The organism is Rhodococcus sp. C26F, assembly GCF_053345925.1.
This window is the reverse complement of record NZ_JBKFBA010000001.1, coordinates 28,077-47,173: the sequence shown is the minus strand read 5'-3', so window position 1 is coordinate 47,173 and position 19,097 is coordinate 28,077. Positions and strand designations below refer to the sequence as shown.

General features: G+C 67.4%; 18 protein-coding genes. 9 read left to right on the top strand and 9 right to left on the bottom strand.

All coding sequences use genetic code 11. From position 1 onward, the window contains the following. Nucleotides 1-98: 98 nt before the first annotated feature. Nucleotides 99-539 carry a DoxX family protein gene (locus tag ACLBYD_RS00220; RefSeq protein ID WP_447814942.1) on the top strand — a complete coding sequence of 147 codons (441 nt, stop codon included), beginning with the start codon at nucleotides 99-101 and terminating at the stop codon, nucleotides 537-539. Here ACLBYD_RS00220 and ACLBYD_RS00215 read toward each other — a convergent pair. Continuing rightward, on the bottom strand, nucleotides 514-2,442 hold the full coding sequence (locus ACLBYD_RS00215) for an arabinofuranosyltransferase (protein WP_447814941.1): 1,929 nt from the start codon (nucleotides 2,440-2,442) through the stop codon (nucleotides 514-516). The genes ACLBYD_RS00220 and ACLBYD_RS00215 overlap by 26 nt on opposite strands. Nucleotides 2,443-2,598: 156 nt before the next feature. Between ACLBYD_RS00215 and ACLBYD_RS00210 the strand changes: the two genes are divergently transcribed. Then, a complete protein-coding gene (locus tag ACLBYD_RS00210; protein ID WP_447814940.1) occupies nucleotides 2,599-2,919 on the top strand; it encodes a hypothetical protein in 321 nt (106 codons plus the stop codon). Nucleotides 2,920-2,979: 60 nt separating this feature from the next. On the opposite strand, the gene ACLBYD_RS00205 is transcribed toward ACLBYD_RS00210, so the two are convergent. Together ACLBYD_RS00205 and ACLBYD_RS00200 are read right to left on the bottom strand one after the other, a co-directional pair. Next, on the bottom strand, nucleotides 2,980-3,741 hold the full coding sequence (locus tag ACLBYD_RS00205; RefSeq protein ID WP_016692644.1) for a decaprenylphospho-beta-D-erythro-pentofuranosid-2-ulose 2-reductase: 762 nt from the start codon (nucleotides 3,739-3,741) through the stop codon (nucleotides 2,980-2,982). Beyond that, nucleotides 3,741-5,165 (bottom strand): FAD-binding oxidoreductase, encoded by a 1,425-nt coding sequence (locus ACLBYD_RS00200; protein WP_016692645.1) that lies wholly within the window; start codon nucleotides 5,163-5,165, stop codon nucleotides 3,741-3,743. The genes ACLBYD_RS00205 and ACLBYD_RS00200 overlap by 1 nt, the downstream gene beginning before the upstream one ends. Before the next feature lie 19 nt (nucleotides 5,166-5,184). On the opposite strand from ACLBYD_RS00200, the gene ACLBYD_RS00195 reads away from it, so the two are divergent. Next, nucleotides 5,185-5,718 (top strand): GtrA family protein, encoded by a 534-nt coding sequence (locus ACLBYD_RS00195; RefSeq protein ID WP_016692646.1) that lies wholly within the window; start codon nucleotides 5,185-5,187, stop codon nucleotides 5,716-5,718. 31 nt (nucleotides 5,719-5,749) lie between these two features. On the opposite strand, the gene ACLBYD_RS00190 is transcribed toward ACLBYD_RS00195, so the two are convergent. The 3 genes from ACLBYD_RS00190 to rfbA all read right to left on the bottom strand — a co-directional run bounded on the left by ACLBYD_RS00190 (nucleotide 5,750) and on the right by rfbA (nucleotide 8,183). Further along, a complete protein-coding gene (locus tag ACLBYD_RS00190; protein ID WP_447814938.1) occupies nucleotides 5,750-6,631 on the bottom strand; it encodes a DUF559 domain-containing protein in 882 nt (293 codons plus the stop codon). 94 nt (nucleotides 6,632-6,725) lie between these two features. After that, nucleotides 6,726-7,307: a dTDP-4-dehydrorhamnose 3,5-epimerase gene (rfbC, locus tag ACLBYD_RS00185; protein ID WP_447814937.1), complete on the bottom strand. Its 582-nt coding sequence runs from the start codon at nucleotides 7,305-7,307 to the stop codon at nucleotides 6,726-6,728. Continuing rightward, complete coding sequence (gene rfbA / locus ACLBYD_RS00180) at nucleotides 7,308-8,183, bottom strand: glucose-1-phosphate thymidylyltransferase RfbA (RefSeq protein WP_447814936.1); 876 nt, start codon at nucleotides 8,181-8,183, stop codon at nucleotides 7,308-7,310. Nucleotides 8,184-8,216: 33 nt separating this feature from the next. Between rfbA and rfbB the strand changes: the two genes are divergently transcribed. The 3 genes from rfbB (at nucleotide 8,217) to ACLBYD_RS00165 (ending at nucleotide 12,781) form a co-directional block, all read left to right on the top strand. Further along, nucleotides 8,217-9,224, top strand: coding sequence for a dTDP-glucose 4,6-dehydratase (rfbB, locus tag ACLBYD_RS00175; RefSeq protein ID WP_447814935.1), 1,008 nt, complete (start codon nucleotides 8,217-8,219; stop codon nucleotides 9,222-9,224). A gap of 143 nt (nucleotides 9,225-9,367) precedes the next feature. Then, nucleotides 9,368-11,272, top strand: coding sequence for a glycosyltransferase (locus ACLBYD_RS00170; RefSeq protein ID WP_447814933.1), 1,905 nt, complete (start codon nucleotides 9,368-9,370; stop codon nucleotides 11,270-11,272). Between the two features lie 24 nt (nucleotides 11,273-11,296). Further along, nucleotides 11,297-12,781: a glycosyltransferase family 39 protein gene (locus ACLBYD_RS00165; protein WP_447814932.1), complete on the top strand. Its 1,485-nt coding sequence runs from the start codon at nucleotides 11,297-11,299 to the stop codon at nucleotides 12,779-12,781. On the opposite strand, the gene wzm is transcribed toward ACLBYD_RS00165, so the two are convergent. Next, nucleotides 12,769-13,617, bottom strand: a complete 849-nt coding sequence (gene wzm, locus ACLBYD_RS00160; protein WP_006553471.1) for a galactan export ABC transporter permease subunit Wzm/RfbD — start codon at nucleotides 13,615-13,617, stop codon at nucleotides 12,769-12,771. The two genes, ACLBYD_RS00165 and wzm, sit on opposite strands and share 13 nt — an antisense overlap. 188 nt (nucleotides 13,618-13,805) lie before the next feature. Here wzm and ACLBYD_RS00155 point away from each other — a divergent pair, with 188 nt between their 5' ends. Both ACLBYD_RS00155 and ACLBYD_RS00150 read left to right on the top strand, forming a co-directional pair. Further along, nucleotides 13,806-15,053 carry an amidohydrolase gene (locus ACLBYD_RS00155; protein ID WP_447814931.1) on the top strand — a complete coding sequence of 416 codons (1,248 nt, stop codon included), beginning with the start codon at nucleotides 13,806-13,808 and terminating at the stop codon, nucleotides 15,051-15,053. A 22-nt stretch (nucleotides 15,054-15,075) separates the two neighbouring features. Continuing rightward, nucleotides 15,076-15,723 carry a trimeric intracellular cation channel family protein gene (locus ACLBYD_RS00150; RefSeq protein WP_120281100.1) on the top strand — a complete coding sequence of 216 codons (648 nt, stop codon included), beginning with the start codon at nucleotides 15,076-15,078 and terminating at the stop codon, nucleotides 15,721-15,723. A gap of 67 nt (nucleotides 15,724-15,790) precedes the next feature. Here ACLBYD_RS00150 and ACLBYD_RS00145 read toward each other — a convergent pair whose 3' ends face one another. Continuing rightward, nucleotides 15,791-16,018, bottom strand: coding sequence for a hypothetical protein (locus ACLBYD_RS00145; protein WP_447814930.1), 228 nt, complete (start codon nucleotides 16,016-16,018; stop codon nucleotides 15,791-15,793). Beyond that, nucleotides 16,015-17,688: a hypothetical protein gene (locus ACLBYD_RS00140; RefSeq protein WP_447814929.1), complete on the bottom strand. Its 1,674-nt coding sequence runs from the start codon at nucleotides 17,686-17,688 to the stop codon at nucleotides 16,015-16,017. Before ACLBYD_RS00140 ends, ACLBYD_RS00145 begins: the two co-directional genes overlap by 4 nt. 104 nt (nucleotides 17,689-17,792) lie before the next feature. Between ACLBYD_RS00140 and ACLBYD_RS00135 the strand changes: the two genes are divergently transcribed. Further along, complete coding sequence (locus tag ACLBYD_RS00135; protein WP_447814928.1) at nucleotides 17,793-19,097, top strand: TerD family protein; 1,305 nt, start codon at nucleotides 17,793-17,795, stop codon at nucleotides 19,095-19,097.

The window sequence follows — 19,097 nt, the reverse complement described above, 5'->3', positions numbered from 1 at the left end:
ACGACTCGCCGAGACCCTACCGCAGCGGCGATGAGTTTCCGGCTCCTGCCCGGTCGGTATCTGCGACAGCACCGCTGCCCACCTACCAGGAGGTCGTCATGAACACCTTCACCCCGTCCACCACCGGCACCCGCAACGACACCGCCGCGGCACCCTCACGCACCGCTCGCATCGCAGGCCTGATCGTCAGCGGCCTCGTCGTCCTGTTCCTGCTGTGGGACTCGATCATCCACATCGCCAACGTCTCGCAGGTACAGGAAGCCATGGCCGATCTCGGATTCGATCCGAGCCTCAACCGCGTGTTCGGCGTGGTCCTGCTGATCTGCCTGATCGCCTACGTCCTGCCGCCCACCGCGATCCTCGGTGCCGTTCTGCTCACCGGTTACCTCGGTGGTGCCGTCGCGACGAATCTGCTCACCGAGCAGCCGATCGTCGGCACGACCCTCTTCCCGATCTACACCGGCATCTTCGTCTGGGGTGGATTGTGGTTGCGGGACATCGGGGTTCGCCGCATCATGCCGATTCGCCTGTCGCGGTGACGACAACGAACGGTCCCACCTCGGTCACGGCGAATCGGGGATCGTCGAACAGTTCCTTGGGGAAGGTCACCGTGTACCGCCGCACATTGGGATCGTTCGGGTAGACGTCCTCGGCCAGACGCAGCGTGTAGCCCTCGGCGCCCTGTCGGAAGACGACGGCGTCGGGGGCTCGCCACGGCAGCTCCTCCCACGCGGCGAGCAGTTCGTCGGGGGAGGAGAGTTCCGACCACTCCTCGATCGCCGCGGCACGCGCGGAGAACTCCGCCAGCGGGTTGGCGTAGTGCGAGGTCAGGGCCTGGAAACCGAAGTACGGGTAGTAGGCGAGGAAGGACGTGTCGGCCGTGAGAACCACGTGGTCGTCACGCTCGCCTCCCAACTGGGACAGCAGGACGTCGTCCACCTCGGCGTAATAGGACGCGGCACCGGCGGGTCGCTGGTCGGCGCGTTCACCGGCCCCGTCGGTGTCGGTGTAGGCGACGGTGATCTCGCTCCCGAGCACCTGGGGGATGTTCTGGGTGAACGCCAGCGCACCGAGAGCACCCACCGCCACGAGAACCCTGCGCACGCGCGGATTCTCGCTGGTCGCCAGGCTGATCCAACGCGAGAAGTCGACGAAGGCGAATGCGCCTGCCGCAGCGAGCAGTACGAGCAGGATCACCTCGAGACGGAACGCGAGCAGGGTGTTGCCCACGGCGGTCAACGCCATCGAGGCGAGGTACCACAGGTAGACCGCGATCACCCCGAGCCCGAGCGCCTGCGCCCGATGCGACGACGACGCGCGGCCCACGAGCCACACGGTGCCCAGCAACGACAACAGTCCGATCAGAGACACGTGGAACATCGGTAACGGCAGTCGCGCACCGGCATCGGGGAGATAGTGCGTCGCGGTACCGGACTCGGACGGGGGATTACCGCCCAGCACGTCGAACACGAACGGCGCCCACACGATCAACGCGACGAGCATCGCGATCACCGCGATCACCACGAGACGCACGAGCACCGGAAGAACCGCACGCCACGACCCGGTGGCGCGACGCGCGAGGTACGCCGCGACGACGGCCATCACCGTCACCGCGAACGCCGCGATACCGAGATAGAGGGTGTAGAAGGTCGCGGCGAGACCGAGGAACAGGCCCGTCCCCACGACGGCGCCCCAGCCCTGCCGTCCCCGACCACCGCGTGTAGCGGGCAGGAAACCGCCCCAGGCCAGCACCAACGCCGGCGCGACCAGCACGGCGATCACCGCTCCGTAGGGTTCCGGCGAACCGTAGGCCAGCACGACGAGCGTCGTCGCGGTGGCGGCGAGCACCGCCAGGTCGGAGCGGACCAGTTCGGACCACAACACCAGGGCGACGACCGCCGCGACCGCCAGCGAACCGATCGCATACGGCTTGAACGCTTCCCAGCCGTCCATACCCAGCACGTTCGCGACACGGCCACCGATCCAGAACCACCCGGCCGGATAGAACGACGGCAGGTCGGCGTAGTTCATGTCGCGCAACGCCGCGCTGTCCGTCAGTCGCGTGAGGAACTGAGTGCGGAACTCCTGGTCGACGGAGATGCCGTGCAGGTAGAGGCGGGTCGCGGCGAGCGGCATCCCGAGGGTCGCGGTGACCAGACCGGACAGCGCCGCCCACGACAGCACCCGCGCCCCCGTCACCCATCTGCGGCGACGCAACAGATAGATCGACAGGCCGAGCACCGCGAGTGCCGCGAACTGCATCACGGTGGTGACGGCCTGCGTCACGTTCGACGAATTGAACGCCGGCCACTGCACGCGGTCGAAGGCGAACAGCCCCACCGCCGCGACGAGTGCTGCGACGAGCGCTGCGCAGACGAACTGCACGAGCGTCGAGACGGCACGGCGTAACGGGGCTACTGCTACAGGAGTGTCGGCGAGCACCCCACGAGCATAGAGATGCGTCCGCGAGACGAGTGGTGGCCCGATCCGTGCCGCAAAAACGCCGCCGTCCACCGGTCGGGACCTTCATCCTGGAAGTTGCGTCGGGAAACCGGGCCGTCGGTACGGCCCGGGGAATCCGAACGGAAGGCTCAGATCATGTCAGGTAAAACGGTTCGTGCGGCCCTTGCAACGCTCGCGACGGCACCCCTCCTCGTCTTCGGGGCGGCGCAGGCCTCGGCGTATCCGGTGATCGAACCGGGTGCGCCCGGCGGTCCCATCGACGGCCGGTTGTACGACCACCACGGCGTCGATCCCTACCAGTGCATCGTCGTCGGGGCGCCGGGTGTCGGCTACGCGACGAACGAGGCGGGGCAGGACGGCACCGTGAACGGCGTCTTCGTGAACGAAGGGTCGATCAACCACTGGTGCTACGGGCCGCCCGGGATGATCCACAGCGGAACCGGCTACGTCCGGTAGACCCCGAAAAGACGACTGCCCCGCCGGAACGGGTCCGGCGGGGCAGAGGGTGCACGTCTGTCAGATCGGCAGCTTGCGGAAGATCGCGCGCGGCAGGTGACGCAGCACGATCATCACGAACCGGAAGGTGCCCGGCGCCCAGACGATCTCCTTGCCGCGATCGGAGGCTGCGACAGCGAGCTTCGCGACATCTTCCTTGTTCACGGTGAGCGGGGCCTCGTCGACGTGCGCGCTGAACTGCGTGCGCACCTGGCCGGGGCGCACGACGGTCACGCGCGGCCCGAACGGGCGCAGCGCCTCACCGAGTCCGAGATAGAAGCCGTCGAGGCCGGCCTTGGTGGAACCGTAGACGAAGTTGGCGCGCTTGACGCGCTCGCCGGCGACCGACGACATCGCGATGATGCGCCCGAAGCCCTGCGCCTTCATCCTGTCGCCCACCAGCACACCCACGGAGACGGCGGCCGTGTAGTTGACCTCCGCGACCCGCACGGCCTTGCTCTGGTTCTGCCACAGTTCCTCGGCGTCGGCGTCCAGACCGAAGGCGACGATCGCGATGTCGACGTCGCCGTCCTTCCATGCCTGGTCGATGACGGCCGGGTGGCTCGCCGTGTCGAGCGCGTCGAAGTCGATCAGGTCGACCTGCGTCGCACCCGCGGCCTTCGCCTGGGCGACGGCGTCCTCACGACGCGGGTCGCCGGGCAGGGCCGCGAGGATCACGCGGGCCGGTGCCTTGCGCAGGTACTCCTCGACGATGGCCAGGCCGATCTCGGAGGTGCCACCGAGCAGCAGCAGGGTCTGGGGATTGCCGACGGCGTTGATCATCAGTGGAGTTCCAACCTTCTGGACATATCGGAGGCGAAGACGTTCGTGGGGTCGACGGAGCGGCGCACCTTCAGCCACTCGTCGATCCGCGGGTACATGGCGTGGAAGGTCTCCGCGTCGGTCCGCGAATCCTTCGCGGTGTAGAGGCGACCACCGAACTCGAGGACCCGCTTGTCGAGTTCGCGCACGAACTCGTTCAGGCCCGCCTTGATCGGGAAGTCGACGCAGATGTTCCACCCCTTCATGGGGAAGCTCAGCGGCGCCTTGTTGCCCTCACCGAACAGCTTGAAGACGTTGAGGAACGAGTAGTGCCCCGACTTCTGGATGTCGACGATGATGCGCTTGAACTCGTCGACGGACTCCGGCGGCACCACGAATTGGTACTGCAGGAAGCCCTTCGATCCGTAGGCGCGGTTCCACTCACCGAACATGTCGAGCGGGTGATAGAACTGCGTCAGGTTCTGGACCTTGCCGGTGTAATTGCCCGATTTGCGGTACCAGACCTCACCCACCGCCGAGAAGGTGTACTTGTTCGCCAGGCCGTTCGGGAAGACGTCCGGGAAGGTCAACAGCGTCGGCGCGTCGAACTTCAACGGGTCCTTCTGCAGCTTCTTCGGCAGCTGATCGAGCTTCGCGAGCGAACCGCGGGAGATCGCGGCGCGACCGAGCTTCGGCAGCGGAGCCACCGCATCGAACCAGGCGCTCGAGTAGTCGTAGTTCTCCTCCGAGCCGTCGCTGTGCACGGCGATCGTCTCGTCGAGCGTGGAGGTGACCACACCGTCGGCGATGAAGTACGCCGTCTCGGTCGGGGTCATCTCGATGGTCGCGCGGAGGATGATGCCCGTCAGACCCATGCCACCGACGGTCGCCCAGAACAGTTTGGAATTGCGTCCGGTGGGCGTGCACGTGCGAACCTGGCCGTCGGCCGTGAGCAGGTCGATCGACTTCACGTGGTTGCCGAAGCTGCCCGCGCTGTGGTGGTTCTTGCCGTGGATGTCGGAGCCGATCGCACCACCGATCGTCACCTGCCGGGTGCCCGGCAGAACCGGGACCCACAGGCCGAACGGCAGGGCGGCGCGCATGAGCTGGTCGAGGTCGACGCCGCCGTCCACCACCACGCGCCGCGAGTCGCGGTCGATGCTGTGGATCTTGTTCAGCGCCGTCATGTCGACGACGAGCCCGCCGGCGTTCTGCGCCGGGTCGCCGTAGGAGCGCCCGAGCCCGCGTGCGATGACACCGCGACGCAGGTGCGACGGCTTCGACTCGTTGTCTTCCGCGACCCGCGCGACCGCCTCGGCGATCACTTCGACGTCGGGGGTGGACAGCACCTCTGCGGTGGTCGGCGCGGTGCGCCCCCAGCCGGTCAGGGTGCGGGTCTGGGTGGGGAGCGGCTCGCTCGCCTGCTCCGTAGCTGTCGTGGACATCGGGGTAAAGGCTACCCGTGTGTCCTGGTCACCCGGCAAGATGCTGTTCCTCACGGGCGTTACCCTCGTCTGCGTGCCGGAATCCCACGACCATGTGCAGCCGCTGCCGGAGCACCACGCCCCACTGGCTCCCGAACTGCCGTTGACCGATTCGACGGCCGACGAGGCGCTGGACCTGAAGACGCAGCTCACACGGTTCGTCCTGACCGGCGGGTTCTCGGCGATCGTCGACTACGGCCTGTACGTCCTGCTCATGGCACTGGGCGTCACGCGCGACGTCGCGAAGGCCCTGTCGTTCGTGGCCGGCACCACCACCGCCTACCTGATCAACCGCCGCTGGACCTTCAAGGCCCCGCCGAGCCGCGTTCGTTTCGCAGCCGTGGTGGTCCTCTACGCAGTGACGTTCGCCGCACAGGTCGGCATCAACCGCGTACTCAACGAAGCCCTCGGCGACGAGTGGTGGGTCACGCCCTTCGCCTTCGTCGTCGCCCAGGGCACCGCGACGGTGATCAACTTCGTCGTCCAGCGGGTCGTGATCTTCCGCCTCCGCTGATTCGGGTGGATCCGACCCCGCTCAGCGGGGTTCAACCCACCGAAGTCCGATTCAGGGCCTGACGGATCTGCCGCACCACCTCGTCGGGTTCCTGGGTGATCGCGTGCCAGGTGAAGCGCAGCACGTGCCAGCCGGCGTTGATCAGGACGTTCTGCCTCTCGGCGTCGCGGCGGTGTCGCTCGGCGTCGCGGTGCCAGGCCCACCCGTCGATCTCGATCGCGACCCGCTCGGCGTCGAACACCACGTCGATCTCGAAGCCGCAGCTCATCGCGTGTGCTCGCCACCCGGTGAACCCCGCACCACGGAGTAGTCGGTGGAAGATGCGTTCGGCCTGGGAGTGGCCGCCTTCGCGAGCCGAGCACAACAGATGAGCGGCGCGGGGTGCGCCGTGACGTCCGAGATTCCTTCGATGTGCCTGCTCGAGGGCGGGTAGCGAGGTGTGACGCTGCAGCGCGCGGTCCATGAGCACCGAACCCGTCGGCAGTTCGACGGCGGCTTCGAGCACTGTGAGTGGCAGCGCGGTGACCGGTAGACCGCGCACTACGACGACGTCGCGTCGCTGGAGGTCGCGTCGGCGTACCCGCACCCCGTGGCGTCGGGCGAGGGTGCGCTTCTGCGGCACGGTCACGTAGCGGAGAGAAGGAGCGCGGTCGAGCAGTCCGTGCCACCATGCCGCGCTCGGTCCCCAGGCTGCCGCTTCCGGACCTGCCGCGTAGACGGCTGCCCGTAGCGCCACAGCCGGCGTGCATTCCCGGTCGGCACGCAGGTAGACGCCGCGTGCGAGCGCGAACCAGTCGCCGTTCTCGACTCGTCGGTCGACAGCGGAAGCGCTCATTCCGCAGTCCAGTGCTTGTGCTCGGGTGATGACGCCGTCCTGAGCGGCCATGATGCGGTACGCGTTTCGCAGGTTCATATCCGGTTCGACGCAGTGATCGCCGTTCCGGTTCCGCACCGATCGATTTGTGTGGATCCAGCCCCGGAAACCGGGGTCGAATCCACACAAATCGTCAGAAGCTCGGGAGACGACCCGCTTCGCGGGCGTCGGCCAGGGTGGGTGCCACCCGATCCTTGGCGGACAACTCGTACTCGAGCGGACGACCGTCGGCACCTGTTGTGGGCCAGTCGATCCCGATCTCCGAATCGAGGGGATTCACCTCGTGCTCACGGTCGGGGTTGTAGCCCGTCGAGCACAGGTAGACGACGGTCGAATTGTCCTCGAGGGCAAGGAAACCGTGGCCGAGGCCCTCGGACAGGAAGATCGCGCGCCGGTCCTTCGTATCCAGCAGCACCGAATCCCACTGCCCGAAGGTCGGCGACCCGACCCGCAGGTCGACGACGACGTCGAGCGCCGACCCCGACACGCACGTGACGTACTTCGCCTGTCCCGGAGGGACATCCGCGTAGTGGATGCCGCGCAGCACCCCGGCGGCGGAGACCGAGCAGTTCGCCTGCGCCAACTCCAGGGGACGGCCGGCGGCGTCGACGAAGGTCTCCTGCTTGAACCATTCGAGGAACACGCCCCGGTCGTCGCCGAACTGTTTCGGCGTGATCTCCCACGCCCCGGCGATCGTCAGTTCGCGGTACTGCACCTAGCGGTCCTTTCCTCGTTCGAGCAGATCCAGCAGGTAGCTGCCGTAGCCCGACTTCACCAGCGGCTCGGCCGCGGCGCGCAGTTTCTCGTCGTCGATGAACCCGAGTCGCCAGGCGACCTCCTCGGGTGCGCCGATCTTCAGGCCCTGGCGCTGTTCGATGGTGCGCACGTAGTTCGACGCGTCGAGCAGCGAGTCGAAGGTGCCGGTGTCGAGCCAGGCGGTGCCGCGCGGCAACACGTCGACCTGCAGTTTCCCCGCTTCGAGATAGGTGCGGTTGACGTCGGTGATCTCCAGTTCGCCACGCGCCGACGGCTTCAGCGACCGGGCGATCTCGACGACGTCGTTGTCGTAGAAGTACAGCCCGGGCACCGCGAAGTTCGACTTCGGGTCGTCGGGTTTCTCCTCGAGGGACAGGGCGCGGCCGGTGGAGTCGAACTCGATCACCCCGTAGGCCGACGGGTCGGACACCCGGTACGCGAACACCGCGCCACCGTCGATGTGGGCGAAGCGCTTGAGCTGCGTGCCGAGGCCGGGACCGTAGAAGATGTTGTCGCCGAGGATCAATGCGACCGGCTCGGTTCCGATGTGGTCGGCGCCGAGCACGAAGGCCTGTGCCAGACCGTCGGGCGAGGGTTGGATCGCGTAGGTGATGTTCACGCCGAACTGCGAACCGTCGCCGAGCAACCAGCGGAACTGTCCGGCGTCGTGCGGGGTGGTGATCATGAGGATGTCGCGGATCCCGGCGAGCATGAGCGTCGAGAGCGGGTAGTAGATCATCGGCTTGTCGTAGACGGGCACGAGCTGCTTGCTCACGCCCTGGGTGATCGGATGCAGACGCGAGCCCGTCCCACCCGCGAGGATGATTCCGCGCATGTCGGACAGTCTCGCATGAGTAGGCTTGCCCCAATGAGGCTGCTCGTCACCGGTGGTGCCGGTTTCATCGGCGCGAATTTCGTCCATCAGACCGTCGCGGAACGACCCGACACGCAGGTCACCGTGCTCGACAAGCTCACCTACGCCGGCAACCGCGCCTCCCTCGACCCCGTCGCCGACAAGATCACTTTCGTCCAGGGCGACATCGCCGACGCCGAGCTCGTCGACCGGCTCGTCGCCGACACCGATCTGGTGGTGCACTTCGCCGCCGAATCCCACAACGACAACTCCCTGGCGAACCCGGCGCCGTTCGTGCGGACCAATCTGGTGGGCACCTTCACGCTGCTCGAGGCCGTCCGCAGGTACGACGTGCGCTATCACCACATCTCCACCGACGAGGTCTACGGCGACCTCGCCCTCGACGACCCCGCCCGCTTCACCGAGGCCACCGCCTACAACCCGTCGAGCCCCTACTCCTCGACCAAGGCCGGCTCGGATCTGCTGGTGCGCGCCTGGGTGCGCTCGTTCGGCGTCCGCGCGACCATCTCCAACTGCTCGAACAACTACGGCCCGTACCAGCACGTGGAGAAGTTCATCCCCCGCCAGATCACCAACGTGCTCACCGGCGTGCGACCGAAGCTCTACGGCACCGGCACCAACGTGCGGGACTGGATCCACGTCGACGACCACAACAGTGCCGTGTGGACGATCATCGAACACGGACAACTCGGCGAGACCTATCTGATCGGCGCCGACGGGGAGACCGACAACCGCACCGTCGTCGAAACCGTCCTCGAGCTGTGCGGCAAGGACAGGACCGAGTTCGATTTCGTCACCGACCGCCCCGGCCACGACCTGCGGTACGCCATCGACGCGACCCGCCTGCGCACCGAACTGGGCTGGCAGCCCCGCTACCGCGACTTCCGTGAGGGCCTGGCCGCGACCATCGACTGGTACCGCGCCAACGAGCAGTGGTGGACGCCACAGAAACGCGCCACCGAGGCCGCCTACAGCCGCACCGAGCGCGTTCTGGGCGGATAACCTGCGCCGTTCGGGATGATCCCGGCACAATTCGCGAATGGGTCGAAACACTGGTGCACGACGCACACAACCGTGGAGCTCCTGTTTCCGCTGCTACTGTCGCATCGAAAACAGCGGATCGACCACGAGCGGGGAGTAGCCCGATGGAGCAGGCAGCTGCCGGCGACACAAGCACGATCGGACATGACGCGGACACGCTGGACGAGGTTCTCACCGAGCCGGTGCGTCGCGACCGGCTGATCGTCCAGCGCGGCGTCTTCGCATCCCTGTCGCCGCGCGTGCCGGAGAAGATGTACGTCCACACGAAGGGCGACGCGGCGTCCGACCGCTACGGGCTGCAGCTCGCCGACGGAGCGACCGCCCACACCAACACCTACTTCGGGCGTTTCCCCGCGACGTTCTGGCAGCGCTGGACCGACGTGAAGACCGTCAACCTGCAGCTCACCTACGGCTGCTCCGGTACCGCGAAGTTCACCGTGTGGGCGTCCGACGCCCGCGGACGCGAGCGGATCGTGACGGTCGAGACGGTGTCGGGTTCGGGCGAGCTCGACCTCGAACTGCCGATCGAGCGGTTCGTCGACGGCGGTGCGATGTGGTTCGCCGTCGACGCCAGCAACGGATCGGTGCTCGTCTCCGACGCGCGCTGGACGGTCGCCGCACCCGAGCGCCTGCGACCCGCCGCCGTCGTCATCTGCACGTTCAACCGCGCCGACGACTGCACCGTCACCGTCGGCACCCTCGCCTCGGACGACGGGGCGATGGCCGACATCGAAGCGGTGTGCATCGTCGACCAGGGCACCGACCAGGTGCGCTCGCGTTCGGCGTTCGCCGAGGTCGCCGACAAGCTCGGCGACAAGCTCATCTATCTGACCCAGCCGAATCTCGGTGGTGCGGGTGGTTTCTCGCGTGGCATGTACGAGATCACCGGCTCCGCCAAGGCCGAGCACGCCAACGTCATCGTCATGGACGACGACATCCTGTGCGAGCCCGAATCGGTGTTGCGTCTCAACGCCTTCGCGAACATGACGGTGCAGCCGACGATCGTCGGCGCCCAGATGCTGTCGCTGAGCAACCCGCAGGTCCTGCACGTCTCGGCCGAGCGTGAGGTGCTCGACGAGATCACCGCCGGCGCACTGACTCCGGGTGCGCGCATGGGCATCGATCTCGTGAAGAAGAAGCAGGACATGCGTTTCGACGCCGGCTGGAACGGCTGGTGGACCTGCCTGCTGCCCGCCGAGATCATCGCCGACTGCGGCCTGCCCATCCCGCTGTTCTTCCAGTGGGACGACATCGAATACGGCATCCGCGCCCGCTACGCGGGGCATCCGACGGTCACCCTGCCGAATGCGGGTGTGTGGCACGCCGACTTCTACCTCAAGGACTACGACGACTGGGCGCGCTACTTCAGCATCCGCAACGGTCTGATCGTCTCGTCCATCTACGGGCGCTTCGACGGGAACGACATGTCGAAGTACCTGTTCCGCAAGATCAGTGAGCTCATCGTCTCGATGCAGTACGGTCTCGCCGCGACCTTCATCAAGGCTGCGGAGGACTTCCTCGCCGGACCGGACTTCCTCTACGACGGCGGCCAGTCGGTGCTTAAGGAACTGCGCGAACTGCGCGACCGCTACCCCGAGACGAAGCCGCTGTCGGCCGCGCAGGTGGGCAAGGAATCCGACCCGCACACGCAGATGTCGGTGTGGCAGTTCGAGCCCGACAAGAAGCGCGAGGGCCTGGTTCTGCTCAAGCGTGCCGTGCAGCAGTTCGCCGGTAAGGTCGACCGCCGGACGGTCACCGTGCCCGCGCACTTCGCCGCATGGTGGCACGTGTCGCTGTTCGACAAGGCCGTCGTCACCGACGCCTCGCAGAACGCCGTGCGGGTGCGTCACCGCGACAAGGACACCGCCGTCGAACTCGCGAAGCAGACCGCGAAGGTGTGCTGGCAGCTCCGCAAGGAAGCGCCCCGGATGAAGACGGTCTGGCAGGAATCGCTACCCAAGCTCACGAGCCGCGAGAACTGGGCGCGCCTGTACGGCATCGACGGGTAGACCGTGCGGGCATGGTCGTTTCCCGTGCTCATCGGGGTTGCGACCGTGCTTGTCGCAGGGGCGTTCTCGTGGGTGCCCTCGCTGTGGTGGGACGAGGCCGCGACCATCTCGAGTGCCGACCGGTCCGTCGAGGGGATGCTCCGCGTCCACACCCGGATCGACGCCGTCCACGGCCTGCACAACCTCCTGCTGCACTATTGGTTCTCGCTGGTGGGCGTCGACGAGTTCACTGCCCGCCTGCCCGGTGTGCTCGCGCTCGGGGCGGGTGCCGCAGCCGTCACCGCGACCGGCCAGGTGCTGGCGGGTCGTCGCGTGGGGATCGCCGCCGGAGTGCTGTTCGCGCTGTCCCCGCGGGTGACCTGGGCGGCCACCGAAGCGCGGTCCTATGCCTTCGCCGCGGCGCTGGTCGCGGTGTTGTCGCTGCTGGTCGCGCTCGGCTGCACGACCGGCCGTCGACGCTGGTGGGCCCTGTACGCCGTCGTCCTGCCGGTCGCGACAGTGATGTTCGTGTACTCCGCGACAGTCGTCGTCGCGCATGCCGTCACCGTGCTGGTCCGTGGTCGTGGGCGCGGCGCGTTCCTGCTGTCCGCAGGGGTTGGCGCTGCCTTGTCGACGCCGTTCGTCCTGCTTGCCTACTCGCAGGCCAAGCAGGTCGCGTGGATTCCCCCGCTCGACTCGATGATCGTCCGCACGATCGCCCTGGACCAGTGGTTCCCGCAGACCCCGTGGACGGCCGCGTTGTTCGCCGCGATCACCGTCGCCGGGGTGATCGTCGCGGTCCGTCGTGGCGTGGGACAGGGGGAGCGCACCCTGCTGTGGCTCGCGGTGCCGGGCTTCGCCGTGCCGATGGTGCTGCTGCTCGGCTACTCGCTGCTCGAGGACAACATGTACCTCGAGCGCTATCTGTCGTTCACGGTTCCCGCGATGGTGCTGCTCGTGGGCTGGGCCGCCGCCCGTGTCGCGACCCGCTGGTGGTCGATGCTGGTGGTGCTGACCGCGGTCGCCGTCAGCGTCGCGCCGGCCTACGTGCAGCAGCGACAGCCGTTCGGCAAGCCTGGCGGCATGGACTACAGCGTGATCGCCGACCGGCTCGTCGAACGCTCCGAACCCGGCGACTGTGTCGCCTTCGAACCACGCGTCTCATGGGCACCGACGTCACTGCGCGCCGTCGTCGACGCCCGGCCCGACGCGGTGGAAGGACTCGACGACGTGGGACTGGGATACGACGCCGTCGACCGCGTGAACCTGTGGTCGACCGATGCCCCGCCACCGGAACTTGCCCGACGCGCGGCGGCCCGATGCGGGGTGCTGTGGGTGATCGCCGACGGCGAGCGCGAGACCGGCTTCCGGGTGTGGCACCCGAACAACGTGTGGTGGCGGTTCGAACCCCACCGGTTCACCGAGACGGACACCTACCGGGAGCTCGAGGCCGTCGGTTTCCGGATCACCGACCGGGAGCCGATCCACCGTTCACAGCTGGTCCGGCTCGAACCGGCTCAGACCCAGTAGGCGACGCGCGAGCGGTAGTTGCGCAGCGCGAGCAGGGCGATACCCCAGCCGACGACGGTGATGATCAGGACGATGACCCAGTGGTAGAGCTGCTGGTCGCCGCCGAGCAGCGGGGTCCGCACGATGTCGAGGAAGTGGTAGAGCGGGTTGATCTCGGCGATCCGCGCGCGACCCTCGTTGCCGGTGCCCTCGAGCGTCTTCTCCGTCCAGATGATCGGCGTCATGAAGAACAGCAGCTGGACGATGCTGCCGAGCAGCGGCGCGATGTCGCGGTAGCGCGTGGCGAGGATGCCGAACACCAGCGACACCCACACCGCGTTGATCGCGATCAACGCCAGCGCCGGGATGGCGAGGAAGGCCGTCCAGTACAGCTGACGTGGGAAGAAGATGAAGATGCCGATGTAGATGACGATGTTGTGCGCGAACAGGATCATCTGCCGCCACACCAGCCGGTAGACGTGCACACTCAACGGCGTCGGCAGCTGTTTGATCAGGCCCTCGTTGGACATGAACACGTCCGCGCCCTCGAGGATCGACCCTTGGATCAGGTTCCAGATGATGAAGCCGAGCGCGACGTACGGCAGGAACTCCGGGACATCGAGGTTGAACAGCGTGCCGTAGAGGACACCCATCGCGATCGCCGACACACCCGTGGCGATCGTGATCCAGAACGGACCGAGCACCGACCGGCGGTAGCGCTGCTTGATGTCCTGCCAGCCGAGCAGCAACCACAGCTCGCGGTGGTTGAATCCTTCGCGCAGATCCTGGAACGCGCGCCGGAACGAGCGTGAGGACGACTCGATGGGTTCGTCGTCGACGGTGAGGGCATCAGACACGGGTCCCGAGCCTACCCGCGGCGCAAATGTGACCTGCCGGGGCGCGGGGTGATCGGGACTCCCGACGGATGCGCAGGTCCTGTCGATCTTGCACGATTTTCTCGACGAGAACTGCACGCCCGTGTCGATCGCGGTCCGGTGCGGTATCCGGAGCGTGGCACCATCGATCCGACTACCGGGGAGAGATCATGACGCTTGCTCTGCAGGGTTTGGACGAGATCCGCGCGGACCAGGAGAACTTCTACCGCCACCTGCACTCTCATCCGGAGTTGTCGCATCAGGAGACGCGCACCGCGGCCGAGGTGGCCGAACGATTGCGGGCCGCGGGATGCGAGGTGCACACCGATGTAGGCGGCACCGGCGTGGTGGGCGTTCTGCAGAACGGGGACGGCCCCGGTGTGCTGCTGCGCGCCGATATGGATGCACTGCCTGTCCGGGAGAAGACGGGTTTGGACTACGCCAGCGCGGCGATGGCGACGGATGCGGACGGAAACGAGACTCCTGTCATGCACGCGTGCGGACACGACATGCACGTCGCGTGCCTGGTCGGCGCGGTGGAACTGCTGGCCCGGTCGACCGCGCAGTGGCGGGGCAGACTCGTCGCGGTGTTCCAGCCCGGGGAGGAGGTCGCGGACGGCGCCCGGCGGATGGTCGACGACGGGTTCGCCAGGATCGCCGGGAAGGTCGACGTGGCGTTGTGTCAGCACGTGCTCGCCTTTCCCGCCGGCCTCGTCGGTACGCGCAGCGGTCCCACCCTCTCGGCCGCCGACAGCATGCGCATCACCGTTCACGGCCGGGGTGCGCACGGGTCGATGCCGCAGGCCTCCGTCGACCCGGTGATCCTTGCCGCGATGATCGTCGTCCGGTTGCAGACGATCATCGCCCGTGAGACTCGGCCGGGAGAGCCGGCGGTGCTCACCGTCGGCAGCGTCCAGGCCGGGACGAAGAGCAACGTCATCCCCGAGACGGCGACCATCCTGCTCAACATCCGCACCTACGACGAGGACACCCGCCATGCGATCCTCGCCGCCGTGAAGCGGATCGTCGTCGCCGAGTGCGACGCCTCCCGTTCGCCGCGACCACCCGAGTTCGAACTGTTCGACCAGTACCCGATGACGGACAACGACCCCGTGGTCACCGAGCGGGTCGCGGCGGCGTTCGCCGAGCACTTCGGGGACGACGCGGGTGAACTTCCGTTGCAGACGGCCAGTGAGGACTTCAGCGTCATTCCCCGCGCGCTCGGCATTCCGTACACGTACTGGGGGATAGGTGGCACCGATCCCGAGCTCTACCGTCAGGCCGAAGTCGAGGGGCGCATCGCCGACGACGTGCCGGTCAACCACTCGTCGAAGTTCGCCCCGCTGCTGCAGCCGACCCTCGACGCCGGGACGGCTGCTCTGACTGTCGCTGCGCGGGCGTTCCTGGGGATTGCATGACGGACGGAGACGCCCCGTGGGGGTGACTACCCAGAGCACGTTGTTGCTCGTACTCGATCTGCTCGGCACCTTCGCCTTCGCTGTCAACGGCGCCTTCACCGCCGTACGGGTCGCGAGGATCGACATCGTCGGCGTGGTGACGCTCGGAATGGTGACCGCGCTCGGTGGCGGGATCATCCGCGACATCCTGATCGACGACCTTCCCCCCGCGACGTTCAGCGACTGGCGTTATCTCGCGGTGGCCGCTGCCGGAAGCCTTCTCGCTCTCTTCGGCCGCAAGCTGGAGCGATTGTCCAAGCCGATCACCGTGTTCGACGCCGCAGGCTTGAGTCTGTTCGCGGTCACCGGTGCGGGTAAGGCCCTCGATTTCGGGTTGGGCCCGGTGCAGGCGATCATCCTGGGCACGATTACCGGGGTCGGGGGCGGCACGGTGCGCGACGTGTTGATCCGGCGGGTTCCGGTCGTGTTGAACAGCGAGTTGTATGCCATTCCTGCGCTGGTGGCCGCGACCGTGCTCGTCGTCTGCGAGAGTCTCGAGGTGCCCACGCTGCCCGCAGCGCTCGGGGCTGCGGCGTTGTGCTTCGTCATCCGAATGGTCGGGGTCCGTTACGATCTCGACGCGCCGCGTCCGCGTGGGTTCGACGACCCCGACCCACCGAAACCGGCCTGACCGAAACCGGTGTTGTTGTCGATTTTCGATGCGTTCTCGCAAACAACGCCGGACTCGATCGGCCGCGTCAGTCTCCGTCGCCGTCCGCAACCATCTGGCCCGAGTCGCCCAGCCACTCGTACAGTTCCGAAGCGGGTTGAATCTGCACCTGCTGTGTCTCGCCGACCCATGCGCTGGCGACGAGCGCCCCGAGGGTGATCGCATACTTGTTGCGGCGACGCTGCGGAGTGCGGGTCTCGACGTCTGGATCGATCTGCCGCAGTGCGGCGTCGAATTCGAGCCGATGATCTTTCATGATCGCTCCTCGAACGTCCGATGACGAGACCTACGGTTGGACTGCTTCGATCGTTGCACATCAGCGCGTCGCGGGGAACGGTTCGGCAGCGCAGCGCCGGCGTGCGGCGAGTGCCCGTGAGTGTCATCGAGATCGACGTGGGACCACCCACCTCGGCCGGGCATTCCGAACGGCCGCACGACGGCCGCGCTCCACTCCCGCCACGCCGGGCACGGTGGGGGAGGTTCGTCGTTCAGGAAACGGACGGCTGCGTCCTCGAAAGCCGGTGACAGGGGAAGGTTCGCGTGGGTGGTCCGAGCCGGACAACCGTTCCGTTCGACGCCGAGCCGCCAGTTCGGCGCGAGAGGGAGGTCGGTGACCGACGGGAGGGTCATCGCCCGCGTGCTGTCGGGAAGGGGCTGCGCCAGAACGGATTCTGCCGCTCCGGCGGTACCGAGCAGTTCCCGTGCCGTCGGAGTCTCGGGATCGAAGTGGAGGCGGAACAGGTCGGTGACGGGGACGGCGGCGCGCAGCAGGTCGCCGACGACCCGTCCGGGTGCGTTCACGTGTGGTGGCGGGTAGCCGGTGGGGGTGCTCGGAAAGAGGCCGATCAGCAGGAGTGCGTCGGCGTCCACTCGTCCGGTGGCGACGGCTTCCCACACCACCCACACGGCGTGCGAATGCGCCGCGACCACCAGCGGGCGGGGGAGCACCGACGCCTGTTCGACGAACAGGTCGACCTGCTCGCGGAACGGGCGCTGGGTGTCGCCGGGCTCGTAGGGTGAGCCCGTTCGTATCGGGCAGGTCGCGCTGTGCCGAGGCTGCCCGTCGCCCGGCCCGGCGTACGAGAAGTAGTACACCTGCTCGCAGCGGTAGCCGAGTCGGTGCACGTCCGTCGCGTGAATTTTCGCCTGCCCCGAGGCGGAGTTGATCCCCGCAACGATCATCAGCGAACCCGGTTGCGGTGAAGCGGGTTCGGACCTGCCGGATTCACGGCTCGTGACGACAACGATCGACACGGTGACGAGTACAACGACGAACGCGATCAGGGCATACACAGGCCGACGCAACGCCCCACGCTCCATCATCACGATCGCCATGCCGGTCGCGGCGGCCGAGACGGGTACGAGTGGCACCGTGAGGACCGGGATGCGATCCGCGACGACACCGAGCATCACGACCACCGCGCAGTACGGCGCCATCACGTCGATACGCAGTCCACGGCGCCAGGAGAGTGCGACATTCCCTCGCAGGTCGTGCCGGCCCTGCCAGGGGATCGGCCCGAGAACCAGCACCACCACCGCGACCAGGACGACCGCGAGCCAGAACAACCGCGCATACAGAACGGCATATGCCGCGGCGTCAGCCACTGTCGCCAGCAGCACCGGACCGAAGGCGACCGCGTAGAGGAGGGCCGCGAAGCGGAGCCTGCGGGCATCGAGACCGCCCAGGAGCCACGCCAGGAGCGTCACCCGGGCCGCGAACAGCAGCGCGCACACGATCAGGAAGACCGGCCACGACGGTGCCCGCGACATCAGGATCCGCAGGTCGGTGAACTGATCCAGGGGCGGCAGGGCCACCAGATGGATCAGTCCGGGCCAGGTCGGGATCGAGTTGGTCGCGGCGAGCAGCACGACGAACGCCGCTGCGACCGCGAGCGGCCACCACCGCGTCCACCGTCCCTGTCGCATCCGCGGGACTCCCGTTGCCGACTGCCTCGAATGTAAGGGATGCGATGGTGGACGAGCGACCGAGGACAACTCCTCGTGAGCACCCGTACGGACAGGAGGACCGCATGGCCGAGGTAGCGAAGGGGTCGAAGACCGATCTCACCGATCTCCGATACGAGGTGAGGCTCGGTGCCGCCGTGGACGGAGCGGTCGACCTGATGGCCGTCCTCCTCACCGACGCCGGCCGGGTACGCAGCGACGACGACTTCGTGTTCTTCAACAACCCGAAGGCGCCGGGCGTCCACCTCACCTCCGACACCTCCGTCACCGTCGATCTGTCCGCCGTGCCGGCGGACGTCCAGCGGGTGCTCGTCGCCGCGAGCACCGAGGCGCAGGGACGCACCTTCGGTGAGGTTCCGGGTGTACGCGTCGAGGTTCGGGGCCCGGGTCAGGTGCTGGAGTTCGTCCCGCCCGGCCTGGCCACCGAAACGGTCCTGCAGGTCGTCGCGCTGTACCGGCGCGGGAGCGGGTGGCGTCTCGACGCCGTCGGCCAGGGCTATCAGGACGGACTCGCGGCGTTCGCGACCGACCACGGGATCGTCGTCGACGATACGGACGACGAGCCCGAACCGACCGTGTCCGCTCCGAAGGCGTCCGCTCCGAAGGCGTCCCCCGCGGCGAGCCCGATCTCGTTCGAGAAGGTGCAGATCTCGCTCACCAAGGATTCGCCCACGCAGACGGCCCGGATCGATCTGCGCAAGTCGCAGGGTGACCCGAACTGGGTGCTCACCGTCGGACTCGAATGGGACGGGCGCGGTGCGACGTACGACCGGAACGGCAACGTGAAGAAGTACGGCAGCGGCGATCTCGACGTGTACTTCTACTGCCGCAACGAGGACACGAACGACTATGTGGTCATCAGCGGGGATCCCGGCCACCGGGGGAGTCTCGACACGTGGCCGTACATCCACCACTACGGCGACAGCAAAGGTCCGGGAAGCGGAAAGAAGCCTGCCGTCGAACAGGTTCGGGTGCTGCCGAACGAGAACGGCGACCTCCTCGTCAACATCTATCAGAGCGTCGACAACGGAGCAGGTGCGATCGACAAGTTCGGAAAGCCGCGTGTGGCAATCCGATACGGCCGCGCCGGGCACGACGGACTGCCGGGTCCCGACGCCGACGAGATCCTCGTGTACGTCGGCAACGGGAAGAACTCGTACTGGGCGACCGTCGCGCACATCGACGTGCAGGACGGTGTGCTGACCGTCGACGGTGAGACCCGGTACAGCAGGTTCGGGAGCGAACGCATGCCCGGGCTCGACTCGTCCGGCACCTGGGTGCGCTCCCCGAAGGGCGGACCGACCGGTCGCAGCAAGAAGCGGAACGACGGCCTCGGTCTGGATCGCTACGCCGGAGCGTGCCCGAAATAG

Coding starts and splice junctions, on each gene's coding strand:
- ACLBYD_RS00220 (WP_447814942.1), top strand. CDS start 99: ATGAACACCTTCACCCCGTCCACCACCGGCACCCGCAACGACACCGCC.
- ACLBYD_RS00210 (WP_447814940.1), top strand. CDS start 2,599: ATGTCAGGTAAAACGGTTCGTGCGGCCCTTGCAACGCTCGCGACGGCA.
- ACLBYD_RS00205 (WP_016692644.1), bottom strand. CDS start 3,741: ATGATCAACGCCGTCGGCAATCCCCAGACCCTGCTGCTGCTCGGTGGC.
- ACLBYD_RS00200 (WP_016692645.1), bottom strand. CDS start 5,165: ATGTCCACGACAGCTACGGAGCAGGCGAGCGAGCCGCTCCCCACCCAG.
- ACLBYD_RS00190 (WP_447814938.1), bottom strand. CDS start 6,631: ATGAACCTGCGAAACGCGTACCGCATCATGGCCGCTCAGGACGGCGTC.
- rfbA (WP_447814936.1), bottom strand. CDS start 8,183: ATGCGCGGAATCATCCTCGCGGGTGGGACGGGCTCGCGTCTGCATCCG.
- rfbB (WP_447814935.1), top strand. CDS start 8,217: ATGAGGCTGCTCGTCACCGGTGGTGCCGGTTTCATCGGCGCGAATTTC.
- ACLBYD_RS00170 (WP_447814933.1), top strand. CDS start 9,368: ATGGAGCAGGCAGCTGCCGGCGACACAAGCACGATCGGACATGACGCG.
- ACLBYD_RS00155 (WP_447814931.1), top strand. CDS start 13,806: ATGACGCTTGCTCTGCAGGGTTTGGACGAGATCCGCGCGGACCAGGAG.
- ACLBYD_RS00145 (WP_447814930.1), bottom strand. CDS start 16,018: ATGAAAGATCATCGGCTCGAATTCGACGCCGCACTGCGGCAGATCGAT.
- ACLBYD_RS00140 (WP_447814929.1), bottom strand. CDS start 17,688: ATGCGACAGGGACGGTGGACGCGGTGGTGGCCGCTCGCGGTCGCAGCG.
- ACLBYD_RS00135 (WP_447814928.1), top strand. CDS start 17,793: ATGGCCGAGGTAGCGAAGGGGTCGAAGACCGATCTCACCGATCTCCGA.